This is a genomic window from Streptomyces sp. Q2 (assembly GCF_056820935.1).
The window spans coordinates 2,262-16,307 of sequence record NZ_JBXEJE010000078.1 but is presented as its reverse complement, the minus strand read 5'-3'; the positions used below and the strand labels follow the sequence as shown (position 1 = coordinate 16,307).

12 protein-coding genes are annotated in these 14,046 nt (G+C 72.4%); 5 read left to right on the top strand and 7 right to left on the bottom strand.

Features of this window, described 5'->3' with window-relative positions; translation table 11 throughout:
- Positions 1–46 precede the first annotated feature (46 nt).
- Complete coding sequence (locus ACWBNA_RS46055) at positions 47–1,000, bottom strand: SMP-30/gluconolactonase/LRE family protein (RefSeq protein ID WP_482710584.1); 954 nt, start codon at positions 998–1,000, stop codon at positions 47–49.
- A 254-nt stretch (positions 1,001–1,254) separates the two neighbouring features.
- On the opposite strand from ACWBNA_RS46055, the gene ACWBNA_RS46050 reads away from it, so the two are divergent.
- Positions 1,255–2,985, top strand: a complete 1,731-nt coding sequence (locus tag ACWBNA_RS46050; RefSeq protein WP_482710583.1) for a S8 family peptidase — start codon at positions 1,255–1,257, stop codon at positions 2,983–2,985.
- A 68-nt stretch (positions 2,986–3,053) separates the two neighbouring features.
- A complete protein-coding gene (locus tag ACWBNA_RS46045) occupies positions 3,054–3,635 on the top strand; it encodes a hypothetical protein (RefSeq protein WP_482710582.1) in 582 nt (193 codons plus the stop codon).
- A 103-nt stretch (positions 3,636–3,738) separates the two neighbouring features.
- Here ACWBNA_RS46045 and mshC read toward each other — a convergent pair whose 3' ends face one another.
- The 4 genes from mshC to ACWBNA_RS46025 all read right to left on the bottom strand — a co-directional run bounded on the left by mshC (position 3,739) and on the right by ACWBNA_RS46025 (position 7,302).
- On the bottom strand, positions 3,739–4,968 hold the full coding sequence (gene mshC / locus ACWBNA_RS46040; protein ID WP_482710581.1) for a cysteine--1-D-myo-inosityl 2-amino-2-deoxy-alpha-D-glucopyranoside ligase: 1,230 nt from the start codon (positions 4,966–4,968) through the stop codon (positions 3,739–3,741).
- Between the two features lie 205 nt (positions 4,969–5,173).
- Positions 5,174–6,004: an SCO1664 family protein gene (locus ACWBNA_RS46035; protein ID WP_482710580.1), complete on the bottom strand. Its 831-nt coding sequence runs from the start codon at positions 6,002–6,004 to the stop codon at positions 5,174–5,176.
- Positions 5,968–6,558 (bottom strand): DUF3090 domain-containing protein, encoded by a 591-nt coding sequence (locus ACWBNA_RS46030; protein ID WP_383876071.1) that lies wholly within the window; start codon positions 6,556–6,558, stop codon positions 5,968–5,970. The genes ACWBNA_RS46035 and ACWBNA_RS46030 overlap by 37 nt, the downstream gene beginning before the upstream one ends.
- A gap of 57 nt (positions 6,559–6,615) precedes the next feature.
- Positions 6,616–7,302: a histidine phosphatase family protein gene (locus ACWBNA_RS46025; protein WP_482710579.1), complete on the bottom strand. Its 687-nt coding sequence runs from the start codon at positions 7,300–7,302 to the stop codon at positions 6,616–6,618.
- 62 nt (positions 7,303–7,364) lie between these two features.
- Between ACWBNA_RS46025 and corA the strand changes: the two genes are divergently transcribed.
- The gene (gene corA / locus ACWBNA_RS46020; protein ID WP_482710578.1) at positions 7,365–8,360 is read left to right on the top strand and encodes a magnesium/cobalt transporter CorA; all 996 of its coding nucleotides are present in this window, start codon (positions 7,365–7,367) and stop codon (positions 8,358–8,360) included.
- Between the two features lie 58 nt (positions 8,361–8,418).
- Here the strand turns inward: corA and ACWBNA_RS46015 are convergent, their stop codons facing one another.
- Both ACWBNA_RS46015 and ACWBNA_RS46010 read right to left on the bottom strand, forming a co-directional pair.
- Positions 8,419–9,207, bottom strand: a complete 789-nt coding sequence (locus ACWBNA_RS46015) for a ferritin-like domain-containing protein (RefSeq protein ID WP_482710577.1) — start codon at positions 9,205–9,207, stop codon at positions 8,419–8,421.
- A gap of 235 nt (positions 9,208–9,442) precedes the next feature.
- Entirely contained in the window at positions 9,443–10,498 is a 1,056-nt protein-coding gene (locus tag ACWBNA_RS46010) for an LLM class F420-dependent oxidoreductase (protein ID WP_482710576.1), read from the bottom strand.
- A gap of 198 nt (positions 10,499–10,696) precedes the next feature.
- Here ACWBNA_RS46010 and ACWBNA_RS46005 point away from each other — a divergent pair, with 198 nt between their 5' ends.
- Complete coding sequence (locus ACWBNA_RS46005) at positions 10,697–11,680, top strand: aldo/keto reductase (RefSeq protein WP_482710575.1); 984 nt, start codon at positions 10,697–10,699, stop codon at positions 11,678–11,680.
- Positions 11,677–13,989 (top strand): helix-hairpin-helix domain-containing protein, encoded by a 2,313-nt coding sequence (locus ACWBNA_RS46000; RefSeq protein ID WP_482710574.1) that lies wholly within the window; start codon positions 11,677–11,679, stop codon positions 13,987–13,989. The genes ACWBNA_RS46005 and ACWBNA_RS46000 overlap by 4 nt, the downstream gene beginning before the upstream one ends.
- The last annotated feature ends 57 nt before the right edge of the window (positions 13,990–14,046 follow it).

The window sequence follows — 14,046 nt, the reverse complement described above, 5'->3', positions numbered from 1 at the left end:
GGGGGGGGGGGGCCCGGCCCGCCCCCCCCCCCTTCCGTGTCCGACGTCAGACCTGGTGCACGGCCACCGCGTCGTACTCGGTCCGCGGTGTCGGCTCCACGTCGAAGCGAGCGTTCGGCAGGTAGAGCCGGCTGCCCCACGCCGCCGCCGTGGTCGGGATACGGAAGCGCGGGTCGGTGATGCGGGCGATCGCCGTGCCCTTGGTGCCGGTGCTGTTCAGCCGGAACACGTCGATCGCGTTCTGCTGCTGCTGGACGGCGTAGAGGGTACGGCCGAGGAGCAGCAGGCCGTCCCCGTTGGGCAGCTTCGCCGCGCCCAGGTCGACGGCGCGGGCGACCCCGGTGCGCGGGTCGACCCGCATGAGGCCGCCGCCGTTCGCGAAGACGTTGACCACGAGCAGGGCGCTGCCGTCGGGTGTGCGTTCGATGCCGTTGGCGGTGAAGTCCGGGCCCTGCTCCCAGTCGCCGGTCAGGGGCAGGGTGTCCACGGCCTCGGGGGTGCGGTGCCCGCCTCGGGCCAGTCGGTAGAGCCGCGGCTGGAAGGAGTCCGTGAACCAGGCCTCCCCCGGGGTGAGGACCACGTCGTTCACGAAGGCGCCGCCGGTGGCGTACACCTTCCGTATCTCACCGGTGCGGGCGTCGACGGTGCGGATCTCGCCGCTGTCGCCGCCCGCCAGGAAGAGCGTGCCGTGCCGGTCGGTCTTCAGGCCCACGGTGCCGTGTCCGGGGCCCAGGCCCTTGCTGACGACGGAGCCCCGCCCGGTGGCGAGACTCGCCCGGTAGACGTCGCCGTCCGCGAGCGAGCCGAAGTAGGCGAAGGGGGTCGCGCCGATCGTGACGCCCTCGGGCTGGAAGCCGTCGGGCAGGGGGAACTGTGCGGGCCACGGGTGCTGCCGCGTCTCGGCCGCGTGCGCGGTACCGCCGACGAGGGCCGCGCCCGAGAGCGCGGCGGCCGTGGTGAGCAGTCTTCGACGTGCGAGGGAACGGTCTGCGGGTGCCACTGTGCGTCCTTCCGCGGAAGGGCCGGGCGCTGCCGGCCGTACGGTCAACAGACGCTCTCACCCCACCACATGACCGTCGCCTCCGCAGCCTTTGGCGGGATTGTGCCGTGACATCTGTTTCAGGACGGATTGCCCACGGTACCCAATTCAACTTGTTCCAAACCGAGTTGCCGAAGACGGGGTGGACGGACCGCCGCGGGAGTGCTTGGTTGGGGCTCGAAGGCGCACCCGCACGGAGAAGGGAGCGGTAACCCATGACCGAGCAGGTACAGCCGGCGCACGACCCTGGAGCGTCCGGGCCGGGTCCCGACGGATCGGGATTCAGTTATCGAGGAGCCGAGCGGGAACTGGTCGTCGTCGCCCGTCCGGAGGCCCGGCTGCGTGCCGAGGCCGAGGGCGTCCGCTCGGCGGCGGGCGCCGACGTGTCGGCCCTCAACATGTTCCTCGGCGACGAACAGCTCGCCCTGGAACCGCTGTTCGGCAGCGAGGAACGGCTCCGGCAGTCCGCCGCCGCGGGCCCGGACGACGTGCCCGACCTGGCGCTCTTCTACCGGGTGCGCGGCGGCGAGAACCGCGCCCAGGAGCTGCGGGCGCGGATCGCCGCGCTGCCGGGCGTCGACACGGCGTACGTGAAGCCGCGCGCCGTACCGGCCTCCCTCGGGCAGGTCGGCGAGGACACCCGGCGACTGAAGGAAGGGGCGCCGGTCACCCCCGACTTCACGAGCCGTCAGGGCTATCTGCGGCCGGCGCCCGAGGGGATCGACGCGCACTGGGCCTGGCAGCGGCCCGGCGGCACCGGCCGGGGCGTGACGGTGATCGACGTCGAGGGCTCCTGGCAACTGGGCCACGAAGACCTGGCCGCCAAGCTCGCCGGCGTGGTCGTCGGCACTCCGCTGGCCGACCTGGCCTGGCGCAACCACGGCACCGCCGTGATCGGCGTGCTCGGCGGCGACCGGAGCGAGCACGGGATCACCGGCATCGTGCCGGACGCGGTGACCGCGGCCGCGTCCTTCGAGGGCGTCGGCACCGCGGCCGCGATCCACGCGGCGGCCGACCGGCTCGCCCCCGGCGACATCGTGCTGGTCGAACTCCACCGCCCCGGACCCCGGTTCGACTTCGAGGAGCGCGACGACCAGCGCGGGTACGTCGCGCTGGAGTGGTGGCCGGACGACTTCGCGGCCGTGCGGTACGCGACCGCCAAGGGCGTCCTGGTGGTGGCGGCCGCGGGCAACGGCGGCGAGTCCCTGGACGACGGCGTGTACGAGCGCCGCTCGGACGAGTTCCCCTCCTGGTGGCGAGGCCCGTTCAACCCGTCCAACCCGTCCTCCGGCGCCGTCCTGGTCGGCGCGGGCGCCCCGCCGCCCGGCACCCACGGCCGCGACCACGGCCCGGACCGGTCCCGGCTCGCGTTCTCCAACTTCGGGGCCCGCGTGGACGCCCAGGGCTGGGGCCGCGAGGTCACGACCACCGGCGGCTCCTGGGACCGGCCAGGCGACCTCCAGGGCGGGCCCGAGGAGATCGCCTGGTACACGGACACGTTCTCGGGGACCTCCTCCGCCTCTCCGGTGGTGGCCGGCGCCCTGGCGGCGCTGCAGGGCATGCTCAAGGCGGCCGCCCGGCCGCCGATGTCCCCCGAACGCGCCCGTTCGGTGCTGCGGACCACCGGCTCTCCGCAGCAGGACGCACCGGGCCGGCCCGTCTCCCAGCGGATCGGCAACCGGCCCGACATCAGGGCGGCGGTCACCCGGCTGCTGCCCGAGGCGGTCGGCTCCGGCCGGGCCGAGCGGTACTGGGACGAGCTGCTGCCGTATCCGCGCGAACTCCCGCCCCGGCTCCGGCTGTTCGTGGCCGGCGGCTGGCGCAACCTCGACCACCCGTCCCCCGAGATCCGCCAGGCGGTGCACACCGCCTTCGCGACGGGACGGCCGGACATCCGGGTCTGGTTCTCGGACGACGAGATCGTCGGCCTGGTCATCGCGGGATGACGGCTTCGCAGGCTGACGGCTTCGCAGGCTGACGGTTCCTCATTCCACCCATGAAAGGTGGCACGCGCATGAGCATGAACCCGCAGATGAGTCAGCAAGGGCAGCAGGGGCAACAGGGACAGCCGCAAGGGCAGTTCCCGAGCACGTCGCCGTACCAGCAGCTCCACCAGCCGTCGGGCATGAGCGGCGGCATGAGTGGCGGCATCGGCGGCGGCACGCTCGAACAGATCCAGCAGCTCGGCCGGCAGCAGCCGTTCCAGCAGTTGCTGCAGCAGCTGGCCCAGACCCAGTTCGGCCAAGGGCAGCAGCAGGACCAGCAAGACCAGCAGGCGCGGCAGGCCGAGCAGCAGATGCAGCAGCTGTTGCAGCAGCTCGCGCAGACCGTGGTCCAGCAGGTGATCCAGCAGGTCCAGACACAGTCCCTCGCCTCCGGTGTGGCAGGCGGCTTCATCGACGTCGTCCACCCGCTGCAGGGCCAGCCTCAGCAGGTCTTCCTGCGTATCGACGGCCAGTTCCGGGTCCTCGGCAACCCGGCCCCGCAGCTCCACCAGCAGATCCACGAGGCGTTCGCCTTCGGCCATCAGGTGATCGGGGTCTGGGACACCCAGTCGCCGAACGTCCTGCGGAGCGTCCGGATCCAGCGGATCTGACCCGCTCCTGAAAGACCTCCCCCGGAAAAACGGGAGGGGCGCTTCCCCTGCGGGGAGGAAGCGCCCCTCTCTGCCGTGTTCGGCTCTGCCGTCTTCGGTGGCGCTACAGCGCCACGCCCAGCAGCGCGTCCACCGCCCGCGAGACCACACCGGGCGCGCCTTCGTCCGTACCGCCCCGCTCGTTCTGGAGCGCTGCCCACCGGTCCACGGCGGCCAGTGCGGCCGGCGCGTCCAGGTCGGCGGCGAGGGCGTCACGGATCTCCTCGACGAGCGCCTCGGCGGGCGGGCCGTCGGGACGGGAGACGGCGGCACGCCAGCGGCCGACCCGGTCGAGGGCGTCCTGCAGGACCTGGTCGGTGTACTCCCAGTCGGCCCGATAGTGGTGGGCGAGGAGCGCGAGCCGGATGGCGGCGGGGTCGACGCCGTCGCGCCGGAGCTGCGAGACGAAGACCAGGTTCCCCTTGGACTTGGACATCTTCTCGCCGTGCAGGGCGACCATGCCGGCGTGGACGTACGCCTTGGCCATGGGGAACTCGCCGGTCAGCACCTGGGCGTGCGAGGCGCCCATCTCGTGGTGCGGGAAGGCGAGGTCGGAGCCGCCGCCCTGGACGTCGAAGCCCATGCCCAGGTGGTCGAGGGCGATGGCGACGCACTCGATGTGCCAGCCCGGCCGGCCACGCCCGAGCGAACCGCCGTCCCAGCTGGGCTCGCCCTCACGCGCGGCCATCCACAGCATCGGGTCGAGCGGGTTCTTCTTGCCCGGCCGGTCGGGGTCGCCCCCGCGCTCGGCGGAGAGCAGCCGCATCGCGGCGGCGTCCAGGCGGGAGACCTTGCCGAAGTTCGGGTCGGACTCGACGGAGAAGTAGACGTCCCCCTCGAGCTCGTAGGCGGCACCCGCGTCCCGCAGGCGTTCGACGAGCGGCACGATGCCGGGTATCGCCTCGACCGCGCCGATGTACTGCCGCGGCGGCAGCATCCGCAGGGCGGTCATGTCCTCGCGGAAGAGGGCCGTCTCCTTCTCGGCGAGGGCGGCCCAGTCGATGCCGTCGCGCTCGGCCCGTTCCAGCAGCGGATCGTCGACGTCGGTGACGTTCTGGACGTAGTGGACCTGCCGCTTGGTGTCGAGCCACACGCGCTGCACAAGGTCGAACGCGTTGTAGGTCGCCGCGTGACCCAGGTGGGTCGCGTCGTACGGCGTGATGCCGCAGACGTAGATACGGGCGACGGGACCGGGGTCGAGGGATACCAAGCCGCCGGTCGCGGTGTCGTGGATCCTCAGGTCGCGGCCCTGACCAGGCAGGGCGGGGACCTCGGAAGCGGGCCAGGCATGCATGTCATGAGCCTAACCGGACGGATGTTCCGTATACGAACCGGACCGGGCCGGATGGCCGGTAAGGCATTCTTGCGCGATATCGCCGGGCGTGCTGACGGCTAGGACCTGTCCGGCCGGTCATGCCGCAGATGCGCCTGCCACACCCCGCTCACCGGCGTTCACAAGGCCCCCGCCATTTCCTGCAGCTTGATCGGCCGGACAGGTCCTAGACGGGCGGCCACGGAATGGCCGGCCAGTCCCCGCTCGGCTCCGGGTGCCTGCCGGTGGCCAGCAGCGCGTCGACACGCGCGCGCGTGGCGTCGAGTTCGGCGGCGGTGATCAGCGCGGCCAGCCGGGCGGTCAGCGCCCCCTGCGCGCCGAGCGCCGCCTTGAGGCCGGTCAGTACCTCGACCGCCTCACCCGTCAGCGGCTCTCCGGCCCACCCCCACAGCAGCGTCCGCAGCTTGTTCTCGACGTTGAAGGTGACCCCGTGGTCGATGCCGTACAGCACGCCCCCGGCGGCGGGCAGGAGGTGCCCGCCCTTGCGGTCCGCGTTGTTGATCACGGCGTCGAGCACGGCGAGCCGGCGCAGCCGCTCGTCGTCGGCGTGCACGAGCAGCGCGGTCTTCCCCTCGCCGACCTCCGCGAAGCCGATCGCCTTCCAGCCCGCCTCGGGCTCCTCGCCCTCCACCAGGGCGAGCAGTTCGGCCTCGGGCGTCACCTCGATCCACAGCTGGCACATGCCCTCGCCGTACGGCCCGTCCCGCAGCACGGTGGGCGGTACGAGGCCCCAGCCGGTCGCCTCGGAGACCTCATAGGCCGCGACCTCACGCCGGGCGAGGTTTCCGTCGGGGAAGTCCCACAGGGGGCGCTCCCCGGCCACCGGCTTGTAGATGCAGGCGGCTTCCCGGCCGTCGTGGGAGACCGTGCAGTACAGCGCCGCGTTGGACGCCTCCCGGATGCGGCCGCGCACGGTGAGTTCGCCCTCGGCGAGCAGTTCGGCCGACATCGCTGTGGTCGTCACGCCCCGCGACGGTATCCGTTCTGGCGCGGACATACGTGTCCTTCCGGATCGAGTGGGAGGCTGCACAGCGGACACGGCGGCCGCCCCGCGTTGACGACGTCAAGGGCACGCTTGGCGAAGGCTCTGGCCTGCGCGCCGGTGAGCCGGACCCGCAGCATCGGGGGACCGTTCTCCTCGTCCTGAAGCAGCCGCTCCTCGGCCTCGGCGAGGTCCTCGTCGGAGTCGGCGTCGAGCTCGACGAGGGCCTGCGCCTCGACGATCATGCGCTGCTCGTCGCCGTCCCAGGCCAGAGCCATGGTGCCGACCCTGAACTCCTCCTCGACGGGGGCGTCCAGGGGGCGGGTGTCGGCGACTTCGGTGGGCGCCACCGCCGGGACGGCGGCACTGCCGCCGCTACGGCGTACGACCTCGTCCAGCAGCTCGTCCATACGCTCGGCGAGCGCGGCGACCTGGGTCTTCTCCAGGGCCACGCTGGTCACCCGGGGGCCGGCCGTGGCCTGGAGGAAGAACGTACGGCGTCCGGGCAGTCCGACCGTACCGGCCACGAAGCGGTCCGGGGGGTCGTAGAGGAACACCTGACGGGACACGTCCTGTCTCCATTGAAATCGTGGGTGCGAACCGCTTCACCCTACTGCGCCCGGCGATCACGGTGCGCCCGCACCACCCCCGACCGTCGCGTCGTCGGCCGGAGGCTCCTCGCGCGGCACCAGGGACGTGAGATCACCGGTGTCGCCGAGGCGGACGACAAAGGGCCTCAGACGGGTGTAACGGATCGCGGTGATGGAACACGGTTCAACGGCAATCCGCTGGAAGAGGTCGAGATGAAGTCCGAGTGCGTCCGCCACCAGAGACTTGATGATGTCGCCGTGGGAGCACATGAGGTAGACGGCGTCGGCGCCGTGGTCGCGCTCCACGCGCGCGTTCCACTCACGTACCGCCTCGGCGGCGCGGGTCTGCATCGCCCGCATCGACTCGCCGCCGGGGAACGAGGCCGCCGAGGGGTGCGCCTGCACGACCTCCATCAGCGGCTCGTCCGTGAGCTCGGCGAGCTTGCGGCCGGACCAGTCGCCGTAGTGGCACTCCCCGATCCGTTCGTCGGAGTGCGCGGCGAGGCCGGGCCGGGCGTCGAGGAGGGGCCGGATCGTCTCCTGGCAGCGCTGCAGCGGGCTGCTGACGACCTCGGCGAGCGGCAGCTCGGCGAGCCGTCCGGGCAGCGCGGCGGCCTGCGCGGCCCCGCGTTCGTCGAGGGCGACACCGGGAGTCCAGCCGGCGAGCAGTCCCTCGGTATTGGCGGTGGAACGTCCGTGCCGGACGAGGATCAACGTGGGCATGCGGCCCAGCGTAAGCGCAGGCCCGAACGTGGCGGCCCGTGGATGACAGGAGAACACACTCAGTGATCGTCGACTGTGCCATCTACCGCGACGGACATCGGGCGGAGGGCCCCGAGGATCTCTCCGACGCGCTCGCCGAGGCCCGGGCGGCCCACGGGTTCGTCTGGATCGGGCTGCACGAGCCGTCCGAGAAGGAGTTCGACCACGTCACCCGGGAGTTCGGTCTGCACCCGCTGGCTGTCGAGGACGCCCTCAAGGCCCACCAGCGGCCCAAGCTGGAGGTCTACGACGACTCGCTGTTCGCGGTCCTCAAGCCGGTCGTGTACGAGCCGCAGAGCGACGCCGTCTCCACCGGCGAGGTCATGCTCTTCCTCGGCGACTCGTTCGTGGTGACCGTCCGCCACGGCGAGGGCTCCCCGCTGGGCGCCGTACGGCACCGCATGGAGCAGGAGCCCGAACTGCTCGGCAAGGGCCCCACCGCGGTGCTGTACGCGGTCGCCGACGCCGTCGTCGACCACTACCTGGACGTGGCGACCGAGTTGCAGACCGACCTGGAGGAGCTGGAGACGGAGGTGTTCTCGCCGGACGGTGGCGGCTCACGCCACACCGCGTCACGGATCTACACCTTCAAGCGGCAGATCCTGGAGTTCCGCCGGGCGACCGGCCCGCTCAGCCTGCCGCTGAACCGCCTCGCGGGCGTGGGGCAGTTCGGCGGGGCGGTGCCCTTCGTGAACGACAAGGCGCGGCCCTTCTTCCGGGACGTCAACGACCACCTCACGCGCGTGAACGAGTCCGTGGAGGGCCTGGACCGGCTGGTCTCGGACGTCCTGTCCGCGCATCTGGCGCAGATGAGCGTCCGGCAGAACGACGACATGCGGAAGATCTCCGCGTGGGCGGCCATGGCCGCGATCCCCACGATGATCGCGGGAATCTACGGCATGAACTTCGAGCACATGCCTGAGCTGCGCTGGGTGTGGGCGTATCCGGCGGTGATCGTGCTCATGGTCGCCCTGGAGGTGCTGCTGTACCGGCTGTTCAAGAGCCGGGGGTGGATGTAGCCGGGACGGATGCGGCCGGGGTGGATCAGGTCACGTCGGTCCGCTGACGTTCCCGGGTTCAGGCGAACTCGGGGGCCGAGGTCGCCGGTCCGCCGAGGGCGTCTCGGCGTTCCGGCATCTTCAGCGAGACCATCCGGCGCCAGCCCGCCAGGCGCTCGTACGCGTACATCGCGTGGATGCCGGCCACGAGGACCGCCGACTTCGCCTTCGGCCACCTCAGGATGCGGCCCATGTGGGCCATGACGGAGAGGCTGACGTCCCGGTAGATGGCGATCTCGGCGAGCGCGCACTCGCGCAGCGTGCGCTGGATGAGCCGTCCGTGCCCGGCGGCCGCGAAGCGCAGCAGCTCCTCGTGGGTGTACGCGAGGTGGCCGTCCTCGTCGTTGGAGATCATCTGGACGGCCTTCCCGATCAGGGGGTCGTCCGCGAAGTGCTTGCGCAACATCACCATCTGGTCGGCGGCCCGCTGCTCGGTGACCCGGCTGTGCGCCAGGTAGACGACGATGTCCCGCACCGTGAGCGGCTGTTCGCCCTTGAGCTTCTCGTGGGCGAGTCCGATGCCGTGCTTCTCCAGGAGCATCGTGTAGTCGGTCTCGGGCGGCACGGGGACGGGCTCCAGAGCGCGCTTCTTCATGAGGGCGTTGAAGATCCGCCCGTGCTTGTCCTCGTCGGCTCCGTGCCGGGTGATCTTGGGGGCCATGTCCCGCTCGCTCGCGGGGACGAGCGCGGCGATGCGGGCGTTCTCCCAGCCGCCCTGCGACTCCCCGCTGGCCGCGATGGAGCAGAACAGGCGGAAGGACTCGTCGTTGTCGAGGATCTCCTGGAACAGACTCTTGGCCGAAAGCATCGTCAGCACCTCTCTGCAGGACTCTCCGCAGGGTCCGCAAAGAACGAGTCAAATGCGGTGAGAGGGGTGCCGCAACAGCTGTGTCGGACAACTCCGCCAAAAGGAGGACCCTCGGGGTCGCTCCAGGGCGTAACCGCGCGGGCCCGGGCGCGTTGTGCTGCATGACGGCCGTGGCGGGGAAGACCCCCGAGCCCCCACCACGGCCGCTGTCAATCTCCGGCGGTCGAACCCGCCGTCACGCGAGCCCCGCACGCTCGATGGCCTCCGCGCCGGCGCGGAGGGAGGCGAGCCGCTCGTCGAGCGTGAATCCCGCGGGAGCGAGGCTCAGGGTGGTGACTCCGACCGCCGCGTACGCCTTCATCCGGTCCGCGATCCGGTCGACCGACCCCAGCAGGGTCGTCTTGTCGATCAGGTCGTGCGGTACGGCCGCGGCCGCGCCCTGCTTGTCGCCGGACAGGTACTTGTCCTGGATCTCGGCGGCTTCCTTCTCGTAGCCCATGCGGCGGGCGAGCTGGTTGTAGAAGTTCTGCTTACTGCTGCCCATGCCGCCGACGTACAGCGCGGTGTACGGGCGGAAGGTGTCGGCGAGCGCGGCCACGTCCTTGTCGTCGCCGACCGCGAGGGGCAGGGTCGGGCACACGTCGAAGCCGTCGAGGGTCTTGCCCGCCTTCTCGCGTCCCGCGCGCAGGTACGTGATCGCGGTGTCCTCGAGGTGGTCGGCCGAGGGGAAGATCAGCAGCGCGCCGTCGGCGATCTCACCGGTCTGCTCGAGGTTCTTCGGGCCGATGGCGGCGATGTACAGCGGGATGTGCTCGCGCTCCGGGTGCACGGTGAGCTTGATGGGCTTGCCGGGGCCGCCGGGCAGGGGCAGCGTCCAGTGCTCGCCCTCGAACGACAGCCGCTCGCGGGTCATCGCCTTCCGCACGATCTCGACGTACTCGCGGGTGCGGGACAGCGGCTTGTCGAACTTGACGCCGTACCAGCCCTCGGAGACCTGCGGGCCCGAGACGCCGAGGCCGAGGCGGAAGCGGCCGCCGGATAGCGAGTCGAGGGTGGCGGCGGTCATCGCGGTCATCGCCGGCTGCCGGGCCGGGATCTGGAAGATGGCCGAGCCGACGTCGATGCGCTCGGTCTGGGCGGCGACCCAGGTGAGCACGGTGGCCGCGTCGGAGCCGTAGGCCTCGGCGGCCCAGCAGACCGCGTATCCGAGCCGGTCGGCCTCCTGGGCGACGGCCAGATTGTCCGCGTCCATGCCGGCACCCCAGTAGCCGAGGTTGATCCCGAGCTGCATGCCGAATCCCCTTACCGATCAGTAACGTGCCTTGTCCGCTGACCTTAGCGCGGGGGTGGGGGTTCGTGTACGGCGAGGACCCGGCCGCCGCCACGGCCGTCCGGCCGACCGCCCGGCACCAACCCCCCGTCGCCTCGGCGGAAACTGGTTATCCACAGGCACCCACGTGACAGGTTCTGGCCAGTAATCTCGGCGTTCATGGAGCAGAGGCATCTCGGCCGCACCGGCCTGCGTGTGTCCCGCATCGGGCTCGGCACCCTCACCTGGGGGCGGGACACCGACGAGCACGACGCCGCGGACCTCTTGAAGACGTTCTGGGAAGCGGGCGGGAGCCTCGTCGACACGGCGGACGTGTACGGCGACGGGGAGGCCGAGTACCTGCTCGGACGTCTCGTCGAAGGCCTCGTGCGGCGCCGGGACCTGGTCATCTCGACGAAGGCCGGCAGCGTGCCGGATCCCGACCGCCGGTTCGACGGCTCGCGCGGCCATCTGCTCTCCGCGCTGGACGCCTCGCTGGCCCGGCTCGGCACCGACTACGTCGACGTGTGGCACATCCACGCCTTCGACCCCGACACCCCGCTGGAGGAGACCCTGCAGGCACTGGACATCGCGGTCAGCAGCGGACGAGCCCGCTATGCCGGGGTCTCCAACTTCTGCGGGTGGCAGCTCGCCAAGGCCGCGACCTGGCAGATCGCCGCGCCGGGCACGCGGACCCGGCTGGCGAGCACACAGCTGGAGTACTCGCTGCTCCAGCGCGGTATCGAGCGCGAGGTGCTGCCGGCCGCCCTGGATCTGGGCATCGGCCTGCTTCCCTCGTCCCCGCTCGGCCGCGGTGTGCTCACCGGCAAGTACCGGCACTCGACACCGGCCGACTCGCGGGGCGCCTCGGAGCATCTGTCGCCGTTCGTCGCGCCGTACCTCGACGACACGGCGACGCGCATCGTGGACGCCGTGACGACAGCGGCGGACGGGCTCGCGGTGACACCCCTACAGGTGGCCCTCGCGTGGGTGCGCGACCGGCCGGGCGTGGCCGCGCCGATCGTCGGCGCGCGCAACGCGCAGCAGCTCACGGCTGCATTGTCAGTGGAGGCCCTTAGTCTTCCTGACGAGATCTGCCGGGCGCTCGACGACGTGTCGGCGCCCGTGCACCGCTATCCCGATCACGACTGGAGCACGCTGTGAGCACGGAGCCGGAGCCCGCTGAGCACCCCGAGGACGCCGAGCCTGTGACGCCGGGCACCGCGGCGGAGGGCACCGCCCCCGAGGCCGGTGTCACGGAGACCGGCGACGCCCCCGAGGGCGAGACCGCGGAAGCCGGCGACGCCCCCGAGGGCGAGACCGCGGAAGCCGGCGACGCCCCCGAGGGCGAGACCGCGGAAGCCGGCGACGCCCCCGAAGGCATCACCGCCGACGAGGCCGAAGAAGCCAGGAAGCTGTCCGAGGCCGAGGCCGAGCTCGCCGCCCAGCGGCTGGAGCGGGAACGGATCGAGCAGCGGAAGGCCGAGAAGAAGGCGCCCATCGCCGCCGGGACCAAGCTCAGTGGAAAGGCCGCCGACCTGCTCGCGGCCGTACGGGCGGTGGAGAGCGGCGAGAAACCCTCGGCGGCCGTCTTCAGTGAGCCCGCACCCGCGCCGCGCCGCACCGCGCCGGAGTCGAGGCCGCAGCCGGTGTCGATGCCCGGAGTGAGCGCGACTGCCGCCCCCGCGCCGGAGACCGTCGAGTCCGTGCGGCGGGTGCTGACCGAGGGCGGGGCGCCGGACGTGCTCGCGCCGCAGGTCGCCGCGGCCCTCGGTGACGGGGCCGACGAGCAATTGCGGGCGGATCCCTGGCAGTTGTTGCGCGTCACGAGTGTGCGGCCGGAGCAGGCCGACGGATTCGCGCGGGCACTGCTCGGCGCGGAGTGCGCTCCGGACGACGAGCGGCGCGGCCGGGCGGTCACCGTCTGGCTGCTGGAACAGGCCGCCCTCGCCGGGCACACCGCCCTGGAGATGCCGGCGCTCACCGCCGCGCTGGCCCAGCGCGGCGTGCCGGATGCCGACGAGGCCGTCCAGAGCACCCTTGCCGAGGGCGAGGCCCTGGTCTTCCAGGACGCGCTGGACGAACCCGGAGCACCTCCCCGGCGCGAGCAGGGCGACGACGCCGAGGGCGGCGAGGAGGGCGAGGAGCGCCCGGTGCGGGTCCTCGTCGGTCTGGAGCGGTACGCCCTCGCGGAGGAGAGCCTCGCCGACGGCCTGGCGCGGCTGATCAACTCGGTGCCGAAGGAGGATCGTTCGGCCGCGGACTGGGAGCAGGCCGCCGCCTCGGCAGAAGGTTCCGCCGCCGAGCTGATCCGGGCGGTCGCGGGCCACGGGCTGGTCCTCCATACGGGCGGCGAAGCCTCCCTGGCCGAACCGGCGGCACTGCTGAGCGCGGCCCGCGGGCTGGGGCTGCGCGCCTGGGCCGCCACGCACGGACCGATCGGTCGTGACCGTTTCGCGGCGCGGGCCGCCCGTGCCGGCGCACCGCGAAGTGCCGAGGCCACTGAGGCCCCCGAGGTGACCGCCGCCACCGTCGCCGGGCTGCTGTCCGGTGCCGAGGGGCCCGGCCGGGACGCCGAGGGAGCGCTGGACCTCGACCTGCTCGTGGTGCTCGACGCGCCGCAGCTGGACGTCGAGACGGCGGCACTGCTCACCGAGTCGCTGCCAGACGGCGCCCGGCTGGTGCTGGCCGGGGACCCCGCGGTGCTGTGGTCCGTGGGTCCCGGACGGGTGTTCGCGGATCTGCTGGCCGCGCGGATCTGCCCGCAGGTCGCCTCCCGGCGCCCGGACCCGGGCCCTCTGGGGGAGTTGGTCTCCGGCGTCGGCATCGGCGAGCTCAACCAGGTCGAGGCCCCCGGCAAGGAGGTCGTGATCGTGCCGGTGCGGGACGCGGGCGAGGCCGTGCACCGGACCGTGCAGCTCGTCGCGGACTCCGTGCCCAGGGCGCTCGGGGTGCCCGCCGAGGACACGCAGGTGATCACGCCGGGCCACGGCGGTGCGGCCGGAACCCGCGTGCTGAACGCGGCACTCAAGGAGCGGCTCAACCCCGGCCCCGGCCGTTTCGGCGGTTTCGACCCGGGTGACCGGATCGCCTACTCCCCCGCGCCGGGTCGTACGCTGCCGGGCCTGGTGGTCAAGGCCGACGCCGAAGGGCTGCACCTGTCGTGCGCCGGCGAGGCCGTCGTCGTACCGAAGGAGCGGGTGGAGCAGTCCGTACGGCACGGGTGGGCGCTGACCGCGCACCAGGCGGTGGGCGCCCGGTGGCCCGCGGCGGTCGTGGTGCTGCCCGGCGACGCCGTGCAGGCCCTCAGCCGGCCCTGGGTCTACACGGCGTTCGGCCGGGCGGACCGCCATCTGTCCGTGGTGCACGGCGCGGACCAGGCACTGGCCCGTGCGGTGGCGGAGATCCCGGCGAAGCCGCGCACGACCCGCCTGCCCGCGCTGCTCGCCCCGCAGATCCCGACATCCGGCTGACCCCGCACGCGCGGTACCGCAACGGCGGCGGCCGCGGAGGCCTCGCAGGGCCTCCGC